This window comes from Mesorhizobium humile (assembly GCF_033977215.1).
GTDB lineage: Bacteria > Pseudomonadota > Alphaproteobacteria > Rhizobiales > Rhizobiaceae > Mesorhizobium > Mesorhizobium humile.
In genome coordinates, this window is the sequence record NZ_JAVIIV010000012.1 from 49360 (window position 1) to 70779 (window position 21420).

The 21420-nt window shown below is 64.5% G+C and carries 24 protein-coding genes; 10 read left to right on the forward strand and 14 right to left on the reverse strand.

Translation table 11 applies throughout. The features are described from left to right. The first annotated feature begins 127 nt into the window (after positions 1-127). A complete protein-coding gene (locus RFM52_RS18685; RefSeq protein ID WP_320295826.1) occupies positions 128-1165 on the forward strand; it encodes an isopenicillin N synthase family dioxygenase in 1038 nt (345 codons plus the stop codon). A 13-nt stretch (positions 1166-1178) separates the two neighbouring features. Here the strand turns inward: RFM52_RS18685 and RFM52_RS18690 are convergent, their stop codons facing one another. Then, a complete protein-coding gene (locus RFM52_RS18690; RefSeq protein ID WP_095490758.1) occupies positions 1179-1427 on the reverse strand; it encodes a ParB N-terminal domain-containing protein in 249 nt (82 codons plus the stop codon). A gap of 149 nt (positions 1428-1576) precedes the next feature. Between RFM52_RS18690 and RFM52_RS18695 the strand changes: the two genes are divergently transcribed. Genes RFM52_RS18695 through RFM52_RS18715 form a run of 5 tightly spaced genes read left to right on the forward strand, consistent with a single transcriptional unit; the run spans position 1577 to position 6700 of the window. Continuing rightward, a complete protein-coding gene (locus RFM52_RS18695) occupies positions 1577-3217 on the forward strand; it encodes a N,N-dimethylformamidase beta subunit family domain-containing protein (protein ID WP_320295827.1) in 1641 nt (546 codons plus the stop codon). Between the two features lies 1 nt (position 3218). Next, complete coding sequence (locus RFM52_RS18700) at positions 3219-4601, forward strand: aminotransferase family protein (RefSeq protein WP_320295828.1); 1383 nt, start codon at positions 3219-3221, stop codon at positions 4599-4601. 52 nt (positions 4602-4653) lie between these two features. After that, on the forward strand, positions 4654-5163 hold the full coding sequence (locus RFM52_RS18705; RefSeq protein ID WP_320295829.1) for a 2-thiouracil desulfurase family protein: 510 nt from the start codon (positions 4654-4656) through the stop codon (positions 5161-5163). Positions 5164-5165: 2 nt separating this feature from the next. Next, positions 5166-5669: a GNAT family N-acetyltransferase gene (locus RFM52_RS18710; RefSeq protein ID WP_320295830.1), complete on the forward strand. Its 504-nt coding sequence runs from the start codon at positions 5166-5168 to the stop codon at positions 5667-5669. Positions 5670-5671: 2 nt separating this feature from the next. After that, a complete protein-coding gene (locus tag RFM52_RS18715; RefSeq protein WP_320295831.1) occupies positions 5672-6700 on the forward strand; it encodes a histone deacetylase family protein in 1029 nt (342 codons plus the stop codon). Between the two features lies 1 nt (position 6701). Here RFM52_RS18715 and RFM52_RS18720 read toward each other — a convergent pair whose 3' ends face one another. From RFM52_RS18720 to RFM52_RS18735, 4 genes are all read right to left on the reverse strand, one after another. Continuing rightward, positions 6702-7970 carry a cysteine desulfurase-like protein gene (locus RFM52_RS18720; RefSeq protein ID WP_320295832.1) on the reverse strand — a complete coding sequence of 423 codons (1269 nt, stop codon included), beginning with the start codon at positions 7968-7970 and terminating at the stop codon, positions 6702-6704. Between the two features lie 55 nt (positions 7971-8025). Next, positions 8026-9093, reverse strand: a complete 1068-nt coding sequence (locus tag RFM52_RS18725; protein ID WP_320295833.1) for an aldo/keto reductase — start codon at positions 9091-9093, stop codon at positions 8026-8028. Between the two features lie 367 nt (positions 9094-9460). Then, positions 9461-9919: a hypothetical protein gene (locus RFM52_RS18730; protein ID WP_320295834.1), complete on the reverse strand. Its 459-nt coding sequence runs from the start codon at positions 9917-9919 to the stop codon at positions 9461-9463. A gap of 92 nt (positions 9920-10011) precedes the next feature. Beyond that, positions 10012-10242: a hypothetical protein gene (locus tag RFM52_RS18735; protein WP_320295835.1), complete on the reverse strand. Its 231-nt coding sequence runs from the start codon at positions 10240-10242 to the stop codon at positions 10012-10014. A gap of 76 nt (positions 10243-10318) precedes the next feature. On the opposite strand from RFM52_RS18735, the gene RFM52_RS18740 reads away from it, so the two are divergent. Next, on the forward strand, positions 10319-10483 hold the full coding sequence (locus RFM52_RS18740; protein ID WP_095765222.1) for a YjiS-like domain-containing protein: 165 nt from the start codon (positions 10319-10321) through the stop codon (positions 10481-10483). A 54-nt stretch (positions 10484-10537) separates the two neighbouring features. On the opposite strand, the gene RFM52_RS18745 is transcribed toward RFM52_RS18740, so the two are convergent. After that, positions 10538-11044, reverse strand: a complete 507-nt coding sequence (locus tag RFM52_RS18745; protein WP_320295836.1) for a DUF1993 domain-containing protein — start codon at positions 11042-11044, stop codon at positions 10538-10540. Between the two features lie 141 nt (positions 11045-11185). Here RFM52_RS18745 and RFM52_RS18750 point away from each other — a divergent pair, with 141 nt between their 5' ends. Next, complete coding sequence (locus RFM52_RS18750) at positions 11186-12235, forward strand: DUF1176 domain-containing protein (RefSeq protein WP_320295837.1); 1050 nt, start codon at positions 11186-11188, stop codon at positions 12233-12235. A 15-nt stretch (positions 12236-12250) separates the two neighbouring features. Here the strand turns inward: RFM52_RS18750 and RFM52_RS18755 are convergent, their stop codons facing one another. The 7 genes from RFM52_RS18755 to RFM52_RS18785 all read right to left on the reverse strand — a co-directional run bounded on the left by RFM52_RS18755 (position 12251) and on the right by RFM52_RS18785 (position 18666). Then, positions 12251-13138, reverse strand: a complete 888-nt coding sequence (locus tag RFM52_RS18755) for an alpha/beta hydrolase (RefSeq protein ID WP_320295838.1) — start codon at positions 13136-13138, stop codon at positions 12251-12253. 33 nt (positions 13139-13171) lie between these two features. Continuing rightward, positions 13172-14788, reverse strand: a complete 1617-nt coding sequence (locus tag RFM52_RS18760) for a molybdopterin-binding/glycosyltransferase family 2 protein (protein WP_320295839.1) — start codon at positions 14786-14788, stop codon at positions 13172-13174. Then, positions 14785-15489, reverse strand: a complete 705-nt coding sequence (locus RFM52_RS18765; RefSeq protein WP_320295840.1) for an XdhC family protein — start codon at positions 15487-15489, stop codon at positions 14785-14787. The genes RFM52_RS18760 and RFM52_RS18765 overlap by 4 nt, the downstream gene beginning before the upstream one ends. A gap of 5 nt (positions 15490-15494) precedes the next feature. Further along, positions 15495-15833, reverse strand: coding sequence for an XdhC family protein (locus RFM52_RS18770; protein WP_042644561.1), 339 nt, complete (start codon positions 15831-15833; stop codon positions 15495-15497). A 112-nt stretch (positions 15834-15945) separates the two neighbouring features. Further along, positions 15946-17196, reverse strand: coding sequence for a vWA domain-containing protein (locus RFM52_RS18775; RefSeq protein WP_320295841.1), 1251 nt, complete (start codon positions 17194-17196; stop codon positions 15946-15948). Positions 17197-17201: 5 nt separating this feature from the next. Beyond that, a complete protein-coding gene (locus RFM52_RS18780) occupies positions 17202-18125 on the reverse strand; it encodes an AAA family ATPase (RefSeq protein ID WP_041008673.1) in 924 nt (307 codons plus the stop codon). 46 nt (positions 18126-18171) lie between these two features. Continuing rightward, entirely contained in the window at positions 18172-18666 is a 495-nt protein-coding gene (locus tag RFM52_RS18785; protein ID WP_320295842.1) for a flavin reductase, read from the reverse strand. A 192-nt stretch (positions 18667-18858) separates the two neighbouring features. On the opposite strand from RFM52_RS18785, the gene RFM52_RS18790 reads away from it, so the two are divergent. Further along, a complete protein-coding gene (locus RFM52_RS18790) occupies positions 18859-19929 on the forward strand; it encodes a branched-chain amino acid ABC transporter substrate-binding protein (protein ID WP_320295843.1) in 1071 nt (356 codons plus the stop codon). After that, a complete protein-coding gene (locus RFM52_RS18795; RefSeq protein ID WP_320295844.1) occupies positions 19929-20945 on the forward strand; it encodes a P1 family peptidase in 1017 nt (338 codons plus the stop codon). The genes RFM52_RS18790 and RFM52_RS18795 overlap by 1 nt, the downstream gene beginning before the upstream one ends. A gap of 51 nt (positions 20946-20996) precedes the next feature. Here RFM52_RS18795 and RFM52_RS18800 read toward each other — a convergent pair whose 3' ends face one another. Next, positions 20997-21254 (reverse strand): DUF2171 domain-containing protein, encoded by a 258-nt coding sequence (locus RFM52_RS18800; protein WP_320295845.1) that lies wholly within the window; start codon positions 21252-21254, stop codon positions 20997-20999. Between the last annotated feature and the right edge of the window lie 166 nt (positions 21255-21420).

The following is a 21420-nucleotide window of genomic DNA, read 5'->3' on the forward strand; positions in this document are numbered from 1 at the left end:
GTCAATCAAAAACCATTGATGGGTTATGATCGGCCGCCCTGATGTGGTGGCCCAATAACGGGGACTCGCCTGCGATTGACAATTGCCAGCCGCCACGCCCTGCTTGCGGTGTCCGACGGAAGGAAGAATGATGGCCGACATCGACACAATTGCGATTGCAGCCTTGTTCGGTCCGCCCTCGCCCGCCCGCGACCAGGCCGACGCCAGAATCATGGCGGCGGCCTCCGGCATCGGCTTCATGGCGATCCGCGATTTCCCGGGCGACGACTGGCTGACGCCGCAGAACCGGGCGCGGTTGCTGGCGATCTTTTCGCTGCCCGAGGCGGAAAAGCAGAGGCTCCTGCGCTGGAATTTCGACCCCACGCGAAAGAACGTCTATCGCGGCTGGTTTCCGCTGCAGCCGACTGCCGTCTCCTACAAGGAAGGTATCGACATGGGGCCGGACATTGCCGATGCGCGGGCCGCCCCCACAGGCCTCGATGCCAACGACCCGCTTTGCGAGGCGACACCGCTGCCCGCGGAGAACATCCTGCCCGGCTGGCGCGCCGCCGCCGCCGGTTACTACAAGGCCATGGGATCGGTGGGTAACGCCCTGCTGCGCTCGGTGGCGCGCGGGCTGGGTCTTACCGAGACAGTCTTCGACGCCGATTTCGAAAGCGGCATCTCGACATTGCGCCTGATCCGCTATCCGCTGCGCGATCCAAACAGCAGCGTCGACCTCTCCGGCCCCGACTTTTCAGTGATGCACAAAGGCGAGACGCGCACGATCATCGGCCGCGAGCATGCCGATTCCGGCTTCGTCACCTTGCTGGCGCAGGACGGCGTCGAAGGCCTGCAAGCCAAGAACCTCGCCGGCGAGTGGATCGACGTGCCGCCGGCCGATGGCACGCTCGCCGTCAATTTCGGCCAACTGCTGGAGCGCTGGACCGCTGGCCGGGTGCGCGCGACAATGCATCGGGTGATCGCGCCGAGAAAAGCGCGCTTCTCGATCCCCTTCTTCTATGAGCCGCGCGTAGACGCCGAGATCACGCCGTTGCCTTTGGCCGGCGCCGAACCTTTCGAGCCCTTCCTTTATGGCGACTATCTCTGGGATACGGCGACGAAATTCGTCGAGATGAGCGGCGTCAGGCACCTGCGCCAGCCACGGCGGGCGAAGGCTTCTTGAGCGAAACGAAGGATTAGTGGCGCTTGGCCTGGACGAGATAGGCGTCGATCTCGGTCTCGCCCAGCCATTTGGCCGCTTCCAGCCGGTGCAGGCCTTCGACCAGGATGTGACGCTTGCCGTCGTGGCGCACCTGGATCGGCGTCTTCATGCCGTTCTCCAGGATATCTTCGGCGAGATGGCGCACGGTTTCGGGATGCAGCGTCTTGCGCCGCGCCGTCGGCACGTAGATGTCGTCGACCTTGACCTTTTGCACACGCAGCATGTTGGCTCCCGCGATTGGAACATCGCCTGAAGCTGAATAGTCCGTTTGCCGGATATCGCCAAGCGCAAGCGCCTGCTGGCCCGATGCTTTCCATTTGACGCTTGGCCGGCCAATGGTCTCAATGACGGCCTCGTGATCTCAGGTGCTCCTTGACGCAACTGCCCACCGAATTCCCCGATTTCGGGCTGACGCCCGAGCAGCGCCGCGAAGCGGTGCGCGGCCACTATTACGAATGGCCGGGAATGGATGGCCCAAGCGGCGAGATCTGGTGCTACAGCGACCGTTTTTCCTATCGTCCGGGCGAGACGGTGACGCTCTTCGTCAGTTCAACCGGGCCGCAATTCAGCATCGCCATCGTCCGCGACGGCGCCCCCGAAACCAGGGTCTTCGAGAAGACAGGCCTGTCGGCGCGCTGGCAGGACACGCCCGACCAATGCTCGGTCGAAGGCTGCGGCTGGGAGGCTTCGTTCGCATTCCGCATCGGCGACGACTGGCCGTCAGGCGCCTATCGCGTGACGCTTTCGGCCGATGGGCGGGACGGCAAGCCCTTCCACAGCCATCACCTCTTCATCGTCGCGCCCCCGCCCGGCCGAAAAGCTGGCCGCCTGCTGCAGGTGGCGGCGACCGGCACATGGCTCGCCTACAACACCTGGGGCGGTTCCAACCACTATCAGGGCATCACCGGCCCGAACCGCGACCAGTACGCGACCACGGTGTCGACGCAGCGCCCCTGGTGCCGCGGCTTCGTGGTGCTGCCCAAGGATGCGCCGCGCGTGCCACTGGAAGTCGCGGTGCCGCCGAAGACCGTACCGCGCTATCCGCATATGGAATGGGCTTTCGCCACCGGACATTCGAAGAAATATGCCTCTTCCGGCTGGGCGAGCTATGACAGCCACTTCTTCCGCTTCGCCGAGCGCGCCGGCTACCAGGTCGATCTCGTCAGCCAGCACGAGCTGCATTTCTCGCCCGAAATCCTCGACGGCTATGACTGTGTCGTCTTCGTAGGGCACGATGAATACTGGACCTGGGAGATGCGCGACGCGGTCGACAATTATGTGACCCGCGGCGGGCACGCGGCGCGCTTCGCCGGCAATTTCATGTGGCAGACCAGGCTGGAGGACGAGGGCCGTCGCCAGGTCTGCTACAAATACAAGGCGCGCGCCGAAGACCCAGCATATCGCGGCGGCGACATCACCCGCGCCACCAATTCCTGGGAGGCGCCCGAGATCGGACGCCCGGGCAGCGCCACCTTCGGCCTCAATGCGACGCGGGGCGTCTATGCCGGCTGGGGCGGCTGCGCGCCGCGCGGCGTGCGCGGCTTCCCGGTGTACCGGCCCGACCACTGGGCCTTCGCCGGCACCGGCATCTACTATGGCGACCTGCTCGGCGCCGACAGCCATGTCTATGGCTATGAGGTCGACGGCCTCGATTTCGAGATCCGCGGCGGCCTGCCCTACCCGACCGCGACCAGCGGCGCGCCGGACGGCTTGCAAGTGCTGGCCGTCGGCATGGCGAGCCAGGTCGAGGAAAGCGCCGACATCCCGATCGAGGACCAGTTCCTCACCGACGAGGACGGCCGCTTCACCGCCGAGACCTTGTTCGGCGAGGCCAGCGACGCCAATCTCGACAAGGTCAAGCGCGGCAACGGCATGATCGTCAATTTCCCGCGCGGCAAGGGCGAAGTGTTCCACGCCGGAAGCTGCGAATGGGTCGCCGGCCTGCTAAGGCAGGACGCGATGGTCGAACGCGTGACCAGAAATGTTCTCGATCGCTATCTCGGAAAGTCCTGACATGTCGAAGTCCCAAGCCAAGCCCTCGCCCGAAATCGAAGTACGGCCGCCGTCGCATCTGTTCTATCTGTCCAGCCTGCGCCGGCCGCTCGTCGATCGCGCCGAGGGCATCTATTTCTGGACCAAGGACGGCCGACGCTTCATCGACGGTTCGAGCGGGCCGATGGTCGCCAATATCGGCCATTCCAACCGCAACGTGCTCGACGCCATGAAGCGGCAGATGGACAAGACCACCTTCGCCTACCGGCTGCATTTCGAGAACGAACCCGCCGAAGAGCTGGCGCGGGAACTGGCCGGAAAACTCCCCGAGGGCATGGACCGCATCTTCTTCGTCTCCGGCGGCTCGGAAGCGACTGAGTCCTGCATCAAGCTCGCCCGCCAATGGGCGGTCGCCACCGGCCAGCCCAAGCGCTGGAAGGTGATCACCCGCTTCCCTTCCTATCACGGCGGCACGCTGGGCTCGCTTTCCATCACCGGCGACGATGCGCTGGCCGAAACCTTCACGCCGATGATGCGGGTGATGCCGACGGTGCCGGCGCCGACCGCCTGGCGCGACCGCGACAACCTGTCGATGGAGCAGCGCGGTATCCGTTACGCCGATATGCTGGAGGAAAAGATCCAGTCCGAAGGACCGGAAAGCGTGCTGGCTTTCATCATGGAGCCGATCGGCGGCGCGGCAACGGCTGCCCTCGTCGCGCCCGACAGCTACTATGCGCGCATCCGCGAAATCTGCGACCGCTACGGCATCCTCCTCATTCATGACGAGGTGATGAGCGGCGCCGGCAGAACCGGTAAATTCCTTGGCGGCGATCACTGGAATTGCAGGCCAGACATCGTCGCGCTCTCGAAAGGGCTGGGCTCGGGCTATGCGCCGCTCGGCGCTCTTGCCGCGCCGATGCGGCTGGTCGAGCCGCTGCTTGCCTCGGGCGGCTTCCAGCACGGCCACACCTATGCCGGCAATCCGTTGGCCTGCGCCGCCGGCCTTGCCGTGCTTGGCGAAATGGACCGGCTCGATCTCATCGCCAACGCAGCCGCGATGGGCGACGTGCTGATGGCGGAGTTGAAAGGCTTGCAAAAGCGCTTCCCCTTCATCGCCGACGTGCGCGGCAAGGGCCTGCTCACCGGCGCCGAAATGGTCGCCGACCCGGAAACGTTGAAGCCGATCGACCCGGCCCGCAAGGCGACGCAGCGCCTGCTCGACCACGCCTATGCGCGCGGCCTGATCATCTATGGCCGCAAGGTCAAGGGCGGCGTCGACGGCGACAATTTCATGGTGGCGCCGCCGATGATCATCACTAAAGAGCAGATCGGTGAGATGATCGCCATCATCGGAGATTCGCTGCAGGCGTTGGCGGAGGAGCTCGACCTGCCGGTGGAAGGCTGACCATCGCGCAATGTGGTGCACCGTGGTGGACAGTCGCGGAGGAAACGCCGAAATGGAGAGGGTGCTCGTCTCGGCCTGCCTGCTTGGCAGCAAGGTACGCTACAACGGCTCCTACAGGCTCGACGGTCATCCCGTGCTCGCGCGGTGGCAGTCGGAAGGACGGCTCGTGCAAATCTGCCCCGAAGTTGCGGCCGGTTTCTCCACGCCGCGCCCTCCAGCGGAGATTTGCGGCACGGGCGACGGCCATGCAGTGCTGCACGGACAGGGCCAGGTTATCGAGAAAACCGGGAAGGACGTGACTGAGCTTTACCTTGAAGCCGGGCAGCTTGCGCTTGATCTGGCGCGTGAAACGGGTTGCCGCTTTGCGGTCCTGACCGACGGCAGCCCATCCTGTGGCAGCAGCTTTGTTTACGATGGGAGTTTTTCAGGAAAACGCGTGGCGGGCCGTGGCACGACCACCGCGCTGCTCGAAGAGAACGGCGTTCGTGTCTTCTCGGAAGACCGGATCGACGAGCTTGATGATCTTCTGACCGGCCTTGGTCCGCCAGGATCCGTGGCCTGACAATGCGACAGGAAGACACCAGAACAGTCATCCGCCCGGGCCGCATCGACGACGTCGAAACCATCCACGCCGCCCTGCTGCGCCTCGGCACCCATATCGGCGCGCATCAGGAAATCACCTCGACGCCGGACGACCTCCGCCGCTATGGCTTCGGCGCAAGCCCCGCCTTCTCGACTTTGATCGCCGAGATCGGCGGTGAGTTCGCCGGGCTTTGCCTGCATTTCCCGATCTTCTCGACCTGGATGGGTCGGCCGGGCGTCTATGTGCAGGACCTTTACGTCGAGGACCGCTTTCGCGGCCGCCGGATCGGCGAGAAACTGCTTCGGCGCGTGGCCAGGGAGTGTCGCGCGACGGGCGGCGTCTATCTGAGGCTCTCCGTCGATACCGACAATGAAACGGCCAAGGCCTTCTACGAAAGACTGGGCATCGGCTGGTCGAGTTACGAACAGGTGCAGAAGATCGTCGGCGATGCCTTTTTCGCCTTTGCCGACACGCCGGAGGAATGACGATGAAAGCCTTCTATGCCGAGGAGCAGAAACGCCACGATCCCAAGGCCTTCCTCTCCAGCGGCGCGCCGCAGCCCAATCCGGAAAAGCCGGAGCGGATCGAGAGATTGTTAGCCGGCGCAATATCGGCCGGTTTGACGGTCGAACGCCCAGGGAATCATGGACTTGGGCCGATCGCGGCGGTGCATACGCCTGAATATCTAGACTTCCTCAAGCACATTTTCACGCGCTGGCAGCGCATCGAAGGCGCCTCGGCGGAGGTGATCCCGAACATCCATCCGATCGCCCGAAACGGCTCCTATCCGGCCTCGGCGGTCGGGCAGGCCGGCTACCACATGGCCGACACCGCTTGCCCCATCTCGGCTGAGACCTGGAACAGCGCCCTGTGGAGCGCCTGGAGCGCGGTGGAGGCAGCCGAAGCGATTATGGCCGGCGCACCGTCGGCCTACGCCCTTTGCCGCCCGCCCGGCCATCATGCCTTCGCCGATGTCGCCGGCGGCTTCTGCTTCATCAACAATTCGGCCGTCGCCGCGCAGGTTCTGCGGAAGAGTTCCGCCCGCGTCGCCATCCTCGATGTCGACCTGCATCACGGCAACGGCACGCAAGGCATCTTCTATGCCCGTCCCGATGTGCTGACCGTCTCGCTGCACGCCGATCCGGTGCGCTTCTATCCGTTCTTCTGGGGACATGCCGACGAGCGCGGCGAAGGCCCCGGCCTCGGCTACAATCTCAACCTGCCGCTGCCGCGCAAGTCCGGCGACGCGGCCTTTCTCGAAGCGCTGGCGACGGCCTTCCAGCGCATCCGCGCCTGCGCGCCGGAAGCGCTGGTCGTTGCGCTCGGCCTCGACGCTTTCGAGGGCGATCCGTTCGGCGGCCTGTCGGTGACGACGCCGGGCTTCTCGCGCATCGGCGAAGCGATTGCCGGGCTCGACCTGCCGACGGTGATCGTCCAGGAAGGCGGTTATCTCTGCGATGCGCTGGGCGACAACCTCACCGCTTTCCTCACCGGTTTCGGCGGCAAGAAGGACTAACTCAGCAACGTTCCTGCCTCAGCATCGCGATCACGCGATGCACGCTTTCCAACGTCTCCTCGATCTCGGCCGCCGTGTTGTAATGCGCAATGCCGATGCGCACGACGCCCTGCTCGGCGGGTATGCCGAGCTGGTGGACGACCTCCCACGCATAATTGTGGCCTGACCACAGGAAGATGTTTTCGGCATTCATCTGCCGCACGATCGTTTCAGGCCCGATGCCTTCGACGGTGAAGGAAATGGTCGGCACCCGCTCGGCAAGCCGTTCCGGATCGGTGATGCCGTGGATGATCAGTCCTTCGATGTCGGACAGGCCTTCGATCAATTGCCGGGCAAGCGTGTTCTCGTAAGCGATCGAGACCTCGAACGCCTTGGCGATCCGCTCCCGGCGCGAGCCGCCCTCGCCGGCGGCTGCGCCAAGATCGGCGAAATAGTCGATTGTCGCCGTCAGCCCGGCCATCAGCTCGATCTGCGGCGTGCCAAGCTCGAACCGCTCCGGCAGGATGTTTGAAGAGCAGCGGCATTTGTAGGGTTTCAGCGCATCGATGACGTCGCGGCGGCCCCACAATATGCCCATATGCGGCCCGAAGAATTTATAGGCCGAGCAGATCAGGAAATCACAGCCGAGCTCCCGCACGTCGACCAGTCCATGCGGCGCGAATTGCACGGCATCGACATAGACCAGCGCGCCGGCTTGTTTGGCTGCCGCCGTGAGCGCCTTCACCCGGTTGATCGAGCCGGTGAGGTTCGAGGCATAGTTCAGCGCGACGAGGCGTGTCTTGTCCGAAAGCAGCGCCTTGAGCGCCGCTTCCTCCACCTGCCAGCTCCGCTCGTCGAACGGCAGGACGCGCACGACAAGGCCGAGATCCTCGGCAAGCTGCAGCCAGGGCGAGACATTGCCTTCATGGTCCATGCGCGTGACGATGATCTCGTCGCCTGGCTTCATCGTGCGGCCGAGCGTGCGCGACATGTGATAGGTCAGCGTCGTCATGTTGGCGCCTATGACGATCTCCTTGACGCTTGCAGCATGGAGGAAATCGGCCATCGCCGCATGAGCCCCATCGACCACTTTTTGGGCCGCAACCGTGGTCTCAAAGAACCCGCCCAAATTGGCGTTGGTCGAGAGCAGGCAGCGCGACACCGCGTCCGCCACCGTCAGCGGCACCTGCGTGCCGGCGGGATTGTCGAGATAGATGCGGCGGCGCCCGTCATCAGCCAGCGAAAGCGCCGGAAATCTGCCGCGCACGGCCTCGATCGGAAAATCTGCCATCGTCTCCATCCCCCTGTTTTTTCTCAACGATTCGTCTTTTATCGGCGATAACCGGTCACGGACATGGATTGCCGACACGCTGGTGGATGGCGTCGACCGCCTTCTGCATTTCTTCCGTCCAGCTGACATCGACCGAGGAAAGCGCCATCTCGAGCTGCGCGATGGTGGTCGCGCCGACGATGCTCGCGGTCACGAAGGGCCGGCTCGCCACATAGGCGTTGGCGAAGAGCGCTGGCTCCAGGCCGAAGGAGCGCGCCAGCTCGGTGTATTCGAGCAGCACTTCCGCCGCATTCGGCGTTTCGTAGCGCTGGCCGCGGTTGAAGAGCTGCGAGCGGGAACCCTGCGGTCGCGCGCCATGATTGTATTTGCCCGTAAGATAGCCCTGCGCCAGCGGCGAATAGGGGAGAAACGCGATCTCCTCGCGCTCGCAGACCTCGGCAAGGTTCACCTCGAAAGTGCGGTTGACGAGACTATAGGCGTTCTGCAGCGAGGCGACGCGCGGGCCGGAACCCTTCTCGGCTTCGAAGACGAAACGCATCACGCCCCAGGAGCTTTCATTCGAGAGGCCGAGATGGCGAATCTTGCCCGCCTTCACCAGTTCCTCGAAGACAGCCAGCGTCTCGGCAATCGGCGTCTCGTCTCCCGGAGCGCCTGCCGCATCCGCGCGCCGTGCCACCGCTCCGACGCGCGTCGGATTCGAGCCCCACGGAATATCCCGGTCCGGCCAGTGGATCTGGTAGAGATCGATATAGTCGGTGCCGAGCTTGGCCAGCGATTTTTCGACCGCGTCGAAAATGTCGGCGCGCACCAGCTTCGACGGACGATCGCCGCGGAACCATGTATTGGCCGTGCGGCCGACCACTTTCGAGGCAAGGATGACCTTATCGCGGTTGCCGTTGGCCTTCATCCAGCTGCCGATGGTTTTCTCGGTGCGCCCTTGCGTCTCAGCCTTGGGCGGGATCGGGTAAAGCTCGGCCGTATCGATGAAATTCACACCGCGCGAGAACGCCAGGTCCATCTGCGCATGGCCCTCGGCCTCGGTGTTCTGCTGACCCCAGGTCATCGAGCCGAGGCAGATTTGCGAAACAAGGAGATCGGTCCGACCGAGGCGGCGTTTATGCATGGGGTTTCTCCGGCGGGAAGTCTTGCGCGGCTGCGCGGGGAGGAGATTGAACATAGAGCAAAACGCTTGTGTTTTGCAAAGTCGCCCAGTTTCGAGATTGGCCGAAGCGTCAGTCAGTTCGTCATTCTAGGGCGGAGCAAGGAGCGAAGCGAAGCGCGCAGACCCTGGAATCCATTCCGTTACGCTAAGGCGTTGCAGCGATTACAGAATTCTGCACCGTTGCACTCTACATTGAAGGTCACGGCATGGATCCTCGGGTCTGCGCTCCGCTTCGCGTCGCTACGCCCAAGGATGACGAACATTGGCGAGGCTCCAGCCAATCTCGATGGCTTGCGATGGGTTGCCGAAGCGAACCTGATGGAGGGAACTACCGCCTCACCCCGGCCAAAGCCCGCCGCTTGGCCTCGTCGATCAGCATATTGGCCACCTGCATGCGGATCATGGCGCGCTGGCGCAGATGCGGCGCGACGCGGTCCGGATGGTTGGCGAAGGCGAAGTTGCGGCGGATGCGACCGAAATCGGCGTTCTTGGCCGGGCGGTCGAGGCCGAGCTCGCCGGCGATCGCTTCGGGATCGATCGGCGGCAGCTTTTCCTCCGGCCGGTGCTCTTCGCCGGCCAGCGCCAGTTTCGCCTGGTCGAGCAGTGCCGCGAACTCGGCCGCAAGGTCGGCGCCTTGCTCGCGGTATTCGGCGGCGACGCTCTCGCCCGCAACCTTTATGCGGCCGGAATGCAGCTCATCGGCCACGGACAGATAGTCGAATGGGATAGACGGCCGGGCGCCCTCGTCCTCGCCTTTCTCCGAGGCGACGATCAGGTCGTCGAGCAACGAAGCGAAATCGAGCTTGTTCCCGGTGCCGATCTCAGCCTCCCCCTATGGTGACGGCATGCATTGATGCCGCCGAACATAGGGCGCTCTCGTTAAAAATGAATGCTGGCGATGTTGACAATTGCCGGCTTTTCCAGCCCGGCGGGACGACTTTCAGATAACAAAAAGCCGGACTGCATTTTCGTGCAGTCCGGCAAGGTCGCCAGGAGTGGCGAGGAAAAAGCCAGCCATGAGCCGGCACGGTGCCTACGTTCGAGCCCGCCGGAAAGTTTCACGGAAAATCGATTGTGGCGGAAAAAATTTCGTGTGGACATGGCAGCCATGCAATTGCTGCACTGCACAATTTTAACAAATCGCCTATATCTTGGTGCCGGGAGGACCAACAGGGGCAACTGAGTCATGGGGTTCTTCACTGAAATGTTCGCTAGGCCGAGGCCGCAGGAACACCAGCGCTACCGCTCGGCGCTCGCGCTTCTGAACGCGATGAGCAATGCGGACCGCGCCGACATCGGCATCAAGCCGGCCGATTTTCCGCGCATCGCGCGCGAAATGTCGATCCGCTGAGCTGAACCAGAGAGGTTTCCCGGGATGTCGGGAAACCTCCAAGCCATTCAAAAATCAGCGATTTCCGAGGAATGTCTGCTTGCCGAGCGGCACGCCGTTGTGGCGCAGGATGTCGTAGGCGGTTGTGACGTGGAAGTAGAAATTCGGCGTCGCCACATGCAGCAGGTACTGCAGGCCGGGCAACGTAGTTTCGCGCCCGCCGAGCCTCAGTTCGACCGTCCTGTCCTCCGAGCCTTCCAGATCGGCCGCAGTAAACGTCGCCAGATGATCGAGCGTCTTGGCGATCCGGGCCTGCAGCTCGGCAAAGCTCGCTTCATTGTCCTCGTATTTCGGCACCTCGCGGCCGGCCAGCCGCGACGGCGCGCCCTTGGCATGGTCGGTGGCGATCTGGACCTGCCTGGTCAGCGCGAACATGTCGGGCGCCAGCCGCGCGGTCAGGAACACCTGCGGATCGATCTTGCGTTCGCCGGCATTCTGCTCCGCCGCCGTCAGGACGCTGGCCAGCGCCTTCAGCCTGGCGGAAAACACGCCCACCGATATGTCGTACATGGAAATGGTCATGGGCAATCTCCCACGCGGCCCCAGCGCCGCGGGCCGTGACCTAGCGCCTCCCGCCACGATTCTTCAAGCGGCCCTGCCCATGGCGTCACCGCGCCGCCGCAATCGCCATGGTAGTATTTTCGTTACCGAGCGGAGGATTCGATGAAAAGAGCCACTTTCGCAGCGACTGTCTTTTTCTCACTGGCCGGCTTCACGCATTCCGCGCTCGCGGCCGATGCCCCCTATATCGATGACCGATCAACAGCCGATGCGGTCGTCCGTTCGCTCTACAGCGCCATCAACCGCCACGAATTTGCCCGTGCCTGGGGTTATTTCGGCGATACAAAGCCGGCTAAGGACTTCAACGCCTTTGTCAAGGGTTACGACGGAACCGACAGCGTCGACGTCAAGACCGGCGCCGTTTCGGACGAAGGGGCGGCCGGCAGCATCTATTACAGCGTGCCTGTTGCCATCCAGGCGACCGACAAGAAGGGCGAGGCCAAGGTCTTCGCCGGCTGCTACACGCTTCGCCAGGTCAACGCGCAGATCCAGGAGCCGCCCTTCCAGCCGATCTTCATCGACAAGGGCGCGCTGAAGCCGTCGACCGAGGATTTCGACAGCGCCGTGCCGGCAAGCTGCGGCGACGGTCCGCCGCCGCCGAAGAAGGACGAGGCGCTGGAACAGGCCAAGAAGGCGTTCCTAGCCACCTATGGCGGCCAGTGCGACAAGCAAAGCCCGGACGGCAAGCCGATCGGCGAGCCCGAGGCTCATTCCATCCACTACAAGGACAAGGACGCCCAGCCCAGCGACCCGGAGCGCGAGACGCGGCTGTTCCGCTTCTTCTGCTCGATGGCCGCCTACAACGAGACGGCAGTCTACTACATCGCCGATGACGTCAACGGCGTGACCCAGCTGCAGTTCACCGAGCCGGATCTCGACATCCGCTACGAGAACAACAACAGCGAAGGCAAGGTCGAGTCGATCCACATCATCGGGTTCAAGACCAGCGGCTGGGCGACCAACTCGGACTATGACGACAACACCAAAACCATCACCACATCCGACAAATGGCGCGGCGTGGGAGATGCCTCGTCATCGGGAACCTATCTGTTCCGCAACGGCGATTTCTCGCTCGTCCAGTATGACGTCGATGCATCCTATGACGGCGAAATGAATCCGCAGACGATCATCGACTACAACACTGCCCCTTGAACACGGATTCGCTGATCAGGGCGCCTTCGTCAGCATCCAGTTCAGCGTGCCGCGCCAGTCGACCATGCGGATCGGCGTGCCGTGCGTGCCGGTCTCGAAGCGTACGAAGCGGGTCGGGTAGGACTTCCTGGCCAGGATCGAACGAAAGAAGGCTTCCTGCTTCTCTACCGGGAAGACCACGTCATGGCTGCCTTGGCCGAAGAACACCGGGACGCGGCGCTTGAAGGCCGGGCTGGTGAGGAAGCTGTCGTCCCATAATGAACCCAGCAGCAGCAGGCCGTTGATGCGGCCGCCCGTGTCCTTTCGATCCGCCAGCTTCCAGCAGATCATGCCGCCCATAGAGCCGCAGGCGACGAAAATTTTCGCGCCCGGCGATTGTTGGGCATAGTGATCGATGAGCGCCGCGACCTGCGCCGCGCCCTTGTCGCCGAAATCGGGGAAATCGGGCGAAAGATAGAGCCCATTATTGCCGGCCATCAGGTTCTTGATGCGGTTGAAATTGCCGCCGAAGGTGAAGTCGTCGACGCCTTGCTTACGGCTGCCGCCCTGGCCGTGCAGGTAGAGCACGATGATGGAAGCGCCTTCCGTCCTGCCGACCGCGACATGCCTGATATCGCCGGCATCGGTCTTCAGCATGAGGTCCTGCTGCACCTTGCGCACACCCGGGTCGGTGTATTGCGCACGCACGCGCCTTTCCGGCACCTCGTCGCGCTGGTTGATGTCGCGCATCTCGTGATAGTCCAGCACGGTATAGGCGCCATTGTCGCCGGTCGAGAGCGCTGGCGGATAGGCGAAGAGCTCGTCCTTGAACGGCTTCAGCGAAAGCGTCTGCCCCTCGGCAGCGGAGAGGGAAAGCGCCGTCGCGCAGATCAGGGCGAAGAAAAGCCGGAAACGGAAAGACATGCCGAGAGCCATGCGAAATTCGGCTCGGCTTTGTCAATCCTGCAGAACGCCGCCCGCCCCTTCCAGCGCCTCGCGCGTGTCCACATCGATTGAGGCGCCCTGCCCGATCTCGACATCGATGACGTCGAGCCCCTCGGCCTCGACCAGGTGGCGCGCGCCTGTATCGCCCTCGAGTTGCGCGACGGCCGCGAAGAGCGATCGCGGCAAAAGCACCGGATTGCCGCGCTTGCCCTGGTGCGAGGCGCGCACCACGGCGTGACCACCGGAGCGGCGAAACGCATCGATCAGACTGTCGAGATCTTTCGACGAAACGCCTGGCATGTCGCCAAGCACGATCATGGCGCCTGCCGCGTCGGGCGCGACCTTCGCGATACCCGCCTTCAACGACGAGGCAAGACCGTCGGCGAAATCGGGATTGTCGGCGAGTTTCACCTCGAGTCCGCCAAGCGCCGAACGCACGCGCTCACGCTGATGGCCGGTGACGACAATGGTGCCGGCGGCCTTCGAGCCCAGCGCCCGCCCGGCGGTGCGCCGCACCAGCGGCTCGCCGTCGAACAGCGCCAGCAGCTTGTTCGGGCCGCCCATGCGGCTCGAACGGCCGGCAGCCAGAAGCACGATATCGACTTTCAGCGCCGATCTTGCCGGCTGCGGCGCCGGCTCGCGCGGCTGCGGCCTGGTCGGGATTTCCATCAACAGCCCGCCGACGCCCATGCCGGCAATATCGCCCGCGGTGACCTCGAGCCCGGCAACCAGGCGATCGAGCACCCAGTCGAAGCCGTTCTCCTTCGGGCTGCGCGCGCAGCCCGGCGCGCCGACGACGCGCTTGCCGTCGAGCGTTCCGAGCACCAGCAGGTTGCCGGGATCGACCGGCATGCCCGCGCGAACGACGGTACCGCCTGCGCGCTCGATCGCGGCCGGCACGACATCGGCGAAGTCGCTCATCGCCGATGCCCCGAAGATCACCACCATGTCGTTGTCGCGCGCCAGCGCCGTCGCGGCCGCCGCCACGGGCGCAACCTCATGCGGCGTGCGCCGCTCGGCCGTCAGCCGGCCGCCGGAGCGCGCCAGCCGCGCCTCGGTGACGCGCAGCGTCTTGTCGAGCACGCTCGGCTTGATGCCGGGAAGCACCGTCTGGATGACGCCGACAGTGACGGGGCGATAGGCATTGACGGCAAAGATCTCGCGGCCGGCGCAGATCCTCGCCACGCTATCCACCAGGCTTGCGGCGACGGCAAAGGGGATGATCTTCACCGTCGCAACCATCTGGCCCTTCTCGACCGGCGCGTGCTGCGGCAGCGTCGCGATGGTGATGGCCGGATCGACGGCATTGATGGCGTCGATCATCCCGGCGTCGACGGTAAAGACGCCGGAGGCCCCTGCATGCAGGTTCACCCGTCCGGTCGCGGCCGGCTTCACCTCGATGTTGCGGTGGCTCATGGCGGCGGCGATCCTCGCGGCGGCGGCATCCTCGCCGAGATCGTCCTCCGCAAGCACCGCGGCGACGACTTCGGCCACGCCCGCGGCTTTGAGCGCCGCGATGTCCTCACGGCTCAGGCGGTGTGCCTTGCGGAACCGTTTTTCACCGGCGGCGGTCGCGTGCGCCAGCACTGCCCCTTCCGCCTCATCGATCGGAACCGGTCCGAATTTCACGCCACGGCGCCTTTTGCTTCGAGACCGCGCGAGCGGAAGGCGTGGATCGTCTGCGCAAGCACGGCGACCGCGATCTCAGCCGGACTGGCGGCGCCGATATCGAGACCGATCGGCGCGTGGATGCGGGCGATCTGGTCAGCGCCGGCACCGAGCGCCAGCAGGCGTTCGACGCGCTTGGCGTGGGTCTTGCGGCTGCCGAGGGCTCCGACATAGAAGCACCGCGCATCGAGCGCCGCCTTCAGCGCGAAATCGTCGATCTTCGGGTCATGGGTCACGGCGGCAAGCGCGGTGTAGCTGTCGAGCGGCGCGCGCTTCAGCACATCTTCCGGCCATTCGGCATGCAACGCGACGTCGGGAAAGCGTTCCGGGGTGGCGAAGGCGGTACGCGGGTCGATGATCTCGACGGGATAGCCGGCGATCCTGGCCATCGGCGCCAGCGCCTGGCTGATGTGCACCGCGCCGATCACCACGAGGCGCGGGCGCGGCAGATGGGCATTGAGAAAGAAGCTCCGCCCCTCCGCCTCCACCGACCGCGAATTGCCGGTGCGGAACGCATTGGCGATTGCCGCCCCGAGATCGCCCGCAACATGGTCGCCCTCGCGCACGATGCGGTCGCGGCCGTCGCCAAGGTCGGTGACGAGCACCGCGGCCCGCCGGGCGCGGCGCTCTTCGTTGAGTGTCTTCAGGACATACGGATCCACGATGGTCAGCCCAGCCTTTCGACATAGACCTTGATGCGGCCGCCGCAGGAAAGGCCGACCTGCCAGGCGGTCTCGTCGGCGACGCCGAACTCCAGCATCCTGGCCTTGCCCGAGCCGATGACGTCGATCGCCTCGGTCACCACGGCGCCCTCGACGCAGCCGCCGGAGACCGAGCCATGGAAATTCCCCTCGGCGTCGATGACCAGGTGGCTGCCGACCGGACGTGGCGCCGAACCCCAGGTCTCGACCACGGTCGCGATGGCGACATCCTTGCCGTCCTTCATCCAGCCTTCCGCGATGATCAGGGGATCGCGGGCTTCATCGAGATAAATGCTCTCATCCATCGTCGCTTCTCACAAAGTCTGTTTTTCGAGGGAAATTTTGGTTTTCCCTACGGAAACTTTAGTTTCCCTCACGAGGAACATCCTCAGAAATATATGGCTGCGGGACATATGGCTACGCGGCCTGCCTCGCGCCAGTTTGCAGCCAGTGGCGCGGATCGACCGAAGCCGCCGGCCGCTGGTCGAGCGAGGCGCAAAGATCGGCCAGCGCATCGAGATTGTGCACCGCCCGGAACTCGTCGACATGCGGCAGCATCGCCTTGACGCCCCGGGCGCGCGCCTCGAAGCCGTCGAAGCGCAACAGCGGATTGAGCCAGACCAGCCGCCGGCAGGATTTGTGCAGCCGCTCCATCTCCTCCGAGAGGCCGGTGACGTCATCGCGCTCGAGCCCATCGGTGATGAGAAGCACCACGGCGCCTTGCCCGAGCACGCGCCGCGACCACAGCCGGTTGAACTCGGCTAGCGTGTCGCCGATGCGGGTGCCGCCCGACCAGTCCTTCACCGCCGCCGAGCATTCGGCCAGCGCCTCGTCGGGATCGCGATGGCGCATCTGGCGGGTCAAATTGGTCAGCCGCGTGCCGAAGACGAAAGCATGCACGCGGCGGCGCTTTTCCGTCAACGCGTGCAGGAAATGCAGGAAGATGCGCGTGTACTGGCTCATCGAGCCGGAAATGTCGGCCAGCACGACCAGCGGCGGATGCACTTCGCGCGGCGACCGGAATTTTGGCAGGATAAGCTCACCGCCGGTGCGGGCGGCCGAGCGCATCATGGCGCGCGGATCGATGCGGCGCCCCTGAGCGTCGGGATTGAAGCGCCGCGTGCGGATCAGATCGAATGGCAGGCGCAAGGCCGCGATCGCCTTTTTGGCTTTGGCCATCTCGGCCGCATCCATCTGCGCGAAATCCTTGCCGCGCAGCACCTCGTTGCCGGAAAAAGTGAGGCGCGCGTCGACCTCGATTTCCGGCACTTCCCGGACCGGCTGGTTTTTCTGGTGGCCTTCGAACATCGCCTGGCTGACGCGGTTCTCGGCCGCCCGTGGCTTCTGCTTTTCAGCGTTGTCCGGCGCGACCGGCGAAAACATCGCCAGCAATTTCTCGATCAGTTCGCGCGATTTCCAGAACAGGCGGAAGGCCTCGTCGAAGACGGGATGATCCTCGTGCCGCGAGACGAGCACCGCATGCAGCGTCCAGTAGAAATCGTCGCGCGAGCCTATGCCTGCGGCGAGCACCGCTTCGATAGCGTCCTTCACCGAGGCCGGGCCGACGCGCATGCCGGCCTTGCGCAGCGCTCGGGCGAAATAGACGATGTTGTCGGCGATGCGCCCGTCCGGCGTCGCTTCTCTGGGTTCCGGACGCGGCGACGGCACCGCGGCTACTCCGCCGCCGAAAGCTCGGCCTTCACCTCATTGAGGATGCGCCGGCCCTCGCCTTCGCCGATACGGGCGATATCGTCCTGGTATTTCAAAAGCACGCCAATCGTATCGGATACGGTTTCCGGATCGAGCGCCACCTTGTCGAGTTCGGTCAGCGCGCCGGCCCAATCGATGGTTTCGGCGACACCCGGCGCCTTGAACAGCTCGACCTGGCGCAGCTTCTGGATGAAGGACACGACCTCCGCCGACAGCCGGCGGTTCGCCTGCGGCACCTTGCGGCGCACAATCTCCAGCTCACGCTCGGCATTCGGGTAGTCGACCCAATGATAGAGGCAGCGACGCTTCAGCGCGTCATGGATCTCACGCGTGCGGTTGGTGGTGATGATGACGATCGGTGGCTCTTCCGCCTTGATCGTGCCGAGCTCCGGGACAGTCACCTGGAAGTCCGACAGGATCTCGAGCAAGAACGCCTCGAACGCTTCGTCCGTACGGTCCAGCTCGTCGATCAGGAACACCGGCGCCGCACCCGCCTTGCCGGTCAGCGCATCGAGCACCGGACGGCGGATCAGGTATTTCTCGGAAAAGACGTTGCGCTCCATGTCGGAGCGCACGACCTTGCCTGCCGCCTCCTCCATGCGGATCTCGATCATCTGCGCGGCATAATTCCACTCATAGACGGCCGAGGAGACGTCGAGCCCCTCATAGCATTGCAGGCGGATCAGCCGGCGGCCGAGCGCGTCGGCCAGCACCTTGGCGATCTCGGTCTTGCCGACGCCCGCCTCGCCTTCGAGGAACAGCGGCCGCTTCATGCGCAGCGATAAAAACAGCACCGTCGCCAGCGAGCGGTCGGCGACATAGTCCGCGCCGGTCAAAAGATCGAGCGTTTCGTCGATCGATTTCGGCGCGGGGCGCGGCGCGGTCATCTTGTCTCCGTGGATCCCGCCAATCCGTTTCAGGAAAATGGCCGTTTCAAAGAAAATGGTAGCCGCGGTTGTGGTAGATCAGCGGTCGCAAATTATCGCCGATGCGCAGACCTGTCACCTTGCCAAAAAGCACACGGTGGGTGGCAAGGTCCTTGGCATCGATGATCTCGCAGTCGAACACGGCAAGGGCGCCCTTCAGCGTTGGCGCGCCGGTCGAGATCACATCCCATTCGGCAAGCGCGAAGCGCTCCTCCGCCGGCAGGCCGGTGACGCCGGAAAAGCCGACCGAGACCGCTTCCTGGTCCGAGGCCAGCGTGTTCAACGCGAACTTGCCGTTCTTGACGAACGCCTCGTTCTTGGCGTTCTCGCGGTTGAGACAGATCAGCACTGTCGGCGGCGTGTCCGAGACCGAACAGGCGGCGATCACCGTCGCGCCTCTTTTGCCGCCGGGCCCGTCCGTCGTCACCACATGCACATGGCCGGCAAAATGCGCCATCGCATCGCGATAGTGCTGCGGCCCGATATCATTGATCTTCAGCACCCGATAATCCACCTGTCGGAACCAGTTCGTTATATATGGCGGCATATTGCACGCCACAAGTTGCATAGCACGAGCGAAGTGCTTGACTGCAATCCGCAAATTCGCGTGTTGCGCGGCGCTTAGCCAGCCTTTAGGCATTTCTTGAAATAGTGCCGGGACTGTATTCCCGGCATGGAGGATCTCTTAGCCCGAATGCGTCTTCTCACGACGACATCAGCCGCGCTGCTCTTGCTGTCGCTGGCCGCGAGCGCCGACGCCGAGACGCTGGTCGGCGTCGCCGCGCCGCTTTCCGGCCCGTCGGCGATCCTCGGCAAGCAAATCGAGGTCGGCGCCGGTCTGGCGGCCGAGGCGAACGGCATCTCGATCAAGGCCATCGACGATGCCTGCACCGCAGATGGCGGCGCCGCGGCGGCAAGGGAATTCGTCGACGCCAAGGTCAACGTCGTGGTGGGCTTCCTCTGCACGGAGGCGATCGAGGCCGCGCTGCCGATCCTCAAGGATGCCAACATACCGGTGATCACGGTCGGCGTGCGCACCGAAAGCCTGACCGACCGGCGCGCCAAGACCGGCTGGCAAGTCTACCGGCTCGGGCCGCGCGGCGATGACGAACGCAACGCGGTCGCTGCCGACCTCACGCAGCTCTGGCGCGACGACCTGTTCGCCATCATCGATGACGGCACCATCTATGGCCGCGAGATGGCCGAGACGTTTCGCGCCGCGGCCGAGCAGGCGGCGCTGAAACCCGTCTTCGTCGACACGTTCCGGCCGCAGCTCGACAACCAGATCGGGCTGGTCGGCCGGCTGAAGAAGGCCGGCGCGACAAAGGTGTTCGCCGGCGGCGACGGCGACGACATCGCGATCATGGGCCGCGACGCCGCGCAGCTCGATGCCGGCATCACCTTTGCCGGCGGCGAGAACCTGCGCACGCCGCCGGGCGATGTGCCCTACGCCGTCGGCACGCTGATGGTCGCCCCACCGGAATGGTCGGAGGTCGCCGATCCCAAGGTGATGCAGGCTTTCGCCGCGAAGAACGTCGTGCCGGACGGCTACACGCTGCCGGCCTATGCGGCGGTCGAGGTTGCCAAGGTCGCGCTGACCGGCGCGGAAAGCTCCGGCCAGCCGCTTGGCCAGGCGCTCAGCGGCCATGATTTCACCACCGCGATCGGCACCATTCGCTTCGACGACAAGGGCGATCTCGGCCAGAACCCGTTCCGCGTCTTCCGCTTCGACGGCGCGCATTTCGTACCGCTGGAGGACAAGTGATGTTCCGCACCGGGCCGCGCAACCTGATCACCGACGTTGCCGGCCTCAGCGTCGGCAATGCCGCCGACGCCAGGCTGAAATCCGGGGTCACGGTTGTGCTGTGCGATGAGCCTGCCGTGGCCGGTTTCCAGGTGCTTGGCGGCGCGCCGGGCACGCGCGAGACAGACCTGCTCGAGCCCCAGAATTCGATCGCGACGATCCACGCCGTCGTCGTGTCCGGCGGCTCCGCCTTCGGCCTCGACGCAGCCTCCGGCGTGCAGGCGGCACTGCGCGAGAAGAACATCGGCGTCGAGGTGGGCGGCTTCCGCGTGCCGATCGTGCCGGCCGCGATCCTGTTCGACCTGCGCAATGGCGGTGACAAGGATTGGGGCCGTTATCCGCCCTATCGCGAGCTCGGCTATGAGGCCGTGCAGGCGGCGACAGTGGATTTCGAAATCGGCACGGCTGGCGCCGGCACCGGCGCGCTGACCTCCGGGCTGAAAGGCGGTCTGGGTTCGGCCTCGACCGTGCTCGACAGCGGCGTCACCATCGGCGCGCTTGCCGCCGTCAACCCCACCGGCTCGGTGACGGTCGGCCGCGGCCGCCATTTCTGGGCGGCACCCTTCGAAATCGGCGACGAGTTCGGCGGGCTGGGTTATCCCGATCCACTGCCCGAAGACGCCAGGAAGATCCTGCTGAAATACCGCGACAGGCGCGTCGGCGGACATGAGGAAGCCGGCAGCACCACCATCGCCGTCATCGCCACGGACGCCGTGCTGACCAAGGCCGCGGCCAAGCGGCTGGCTATTTCGGCGCATGACGGCTTCGCCCGCGCCATCTGGCCGACGCATACGCCGGCGGACGGCGATCTGGTGTTTGCGCTGGCGACAGGCAGGAGCGGCATCGAGCTCGGCGCCGATGCCGCGATCGATCTGTTCGCGGCGGCCGGCGCGACCATGGCACGCGCGATCAGCCGCGGCGTCCACGCCGCGACACCCGCCGACGGCGACTTGTTTCCCGTGTGGTCTTCTCGTTGACTGACGCAATTCCAGAAAAGATTTCATCCGGAATTGCGCAAAAAACAAAGATCAGGTCGGATCGGATTTCTCTTCCTCGAAGGTGACGGCGACATCCGAATTCGCGGAGAGCCATACCTTCTGCCCGTCGATCTCCGCGACAAGCGCAAGCGAAATGTAGTGGTGATGGCCCTTGTGCGAGCCCATGCCGCTGTCGGCCTTGGTCAGCTTGATCCGGTCGCCCTCGACCTTGTCGACGGTACCGATATGGACGCCGTCGGCGCCGATCACTTCCATTTGTTCGCGTATCTTGCTGATGTTGGTGCTCATGCTGGTTCTCCGCTGGATGGCGATTTGCCCTTTCGGATGCGAGGCGGCCGACAATAACAAATGAACGCCGGATTGGATGCATCGCGCGGCACGTCTCGTTCACCCTGGCGTGATAGGCATGACGTCCATGAGACAGATGTCATGCCGATGACGCCCAGCCTGCCCG

Excerpts from the sequence above, each read along its gene's own strand:
- RFM52_RS18685 (WP_320295826.1), top strand. The coding sequence starts at position 128 with ATGATGGCCGACATCGACACAATTGCGATTGCAGCCTTGTTCGGTCCG.
- RFM52_RS18690 (WP_095490758.1), bottom strand. The coding sequence starts at position 1,427 with ATGCTGCGTGTGCAAAAGGTCAAGGTCGACGACATCTACGTGCCGACG.
- RFM52_RS18700 (WP_320295828.1), top strand. The coding sequence starts at position 3,219 with ATGTCGAAGTCCCAAGCCAAGCCCTCGCCCGAAATCGAAGTACGGCCG.
- RFM52_RS18705 (WP_320295829.1), top strand. The coding sequence starts at position 4,654 with ATGGAGAGGGTGCTCGTCTCGGCCTGCCTGCTTGGCAGCAAGGTACGC.
- RFM52_RS18710 (WP_320295830.1), top strand. The coding sequence starts at position 5,166 with ATGCGACAGGAAGACACCAGAACAGTCATCCGCCCGGGCCGCATCGAC.
- RFM52_RS18715 (WP_320295831.1), top strand. The coding sequence starts at position 5,672 with ATGAAAGCCTTCTATGCCGAGGAGCAGAAACGCCACGATCCCAAGGCC.
- RFM52_RS18720 (WP_320295832.1), bottom strand. The coding sequence starts at position 7,970 with ATGGCAGATTTTCCGATCGAGGCCGTGCGCGGCAGATTTCCGGCGCTT.
- RFM52_RS18725 (WP_320295833.1), bottom strand. The coding sequence starts at position 9,093 with ATGCATAAACGCCGCCTCGGTCGGACCGATCTCCTTGTTTCGCAAATC.
- RFM52_RS18735 (WP_320295835.1), bottom strand. The coding sequence starts at position 10,242 with ATGGCTGCCATGTCCACACGAAATTTTTTCCGCCACAATCGATTTTCC.
- RFM52_RS18740 (WP_095765222.1), top strand. The coding sequence starts at position 10,319 with ATGGGGTTCTTCACTGAAATGTTCGCTAGGCCGAGGCCGCAGGAACAC.
- RFM52_RS18745 (WP_320295836.1), bottom strand. The coding sequence starts at position 11,044 with ATGACCATTTCCATGTACGACATATCGGTGGGCGTGTTTTCCGCCAGG.
- RFM52_RS18750 (WP_320295837.1), top strand. The coding sequence starts at position 11,186 with ATGAAAAGAGCCACTTTCGCAGCGACTGTCTTTTTCTCACTGGCCGGC.
- RFM52_RS18755 (WP_320295838.1), bottom strand. The coding sequence starts at position 13,138 with ATGTCTTTCCGTTTCCGGCTTTTCTTCGCCCTGATCTGCGCGACGGCG.
- RFM52_RS18770 (WP_042644561.1), bottom strand. The coding sequence starts at position 15,833 with ATGGATGAGAGCATTTATCTCGATGAAGCCCGCGATCCCCTGATCATC.
- RFM52_RS18780 (WP_041008673.1), bottom strand. The coding sequence starts at position 18,125 with ATGACCGCGCCGCGCCCCGCGCCGAAATCGATCGACGAAACGCTCGAT.
- RFM52_RS18790 (WP_320295843.1), top strand. The coding sequence starts at position 18,859 with ATGCGTCTTCTCACGACGACATCAGCCGCGCTGCTCTTGCTGTCGCTG.
- RFM52_RS18795 (WP_320295844.1), top strand. The coding sequence starts at position 19,929 with ATGTTCCGCACCGGGCCGCGCAACCTGATCACCGACGTTGCCGGCCTC.
- RFM52_RS18800 (WP_320295845.1), bottom strand. The coding sequence starts at position 21,254 with ATGAGCACCAACATCAGCAAGATACGCGAACAAATGGAAGTGATCGGC.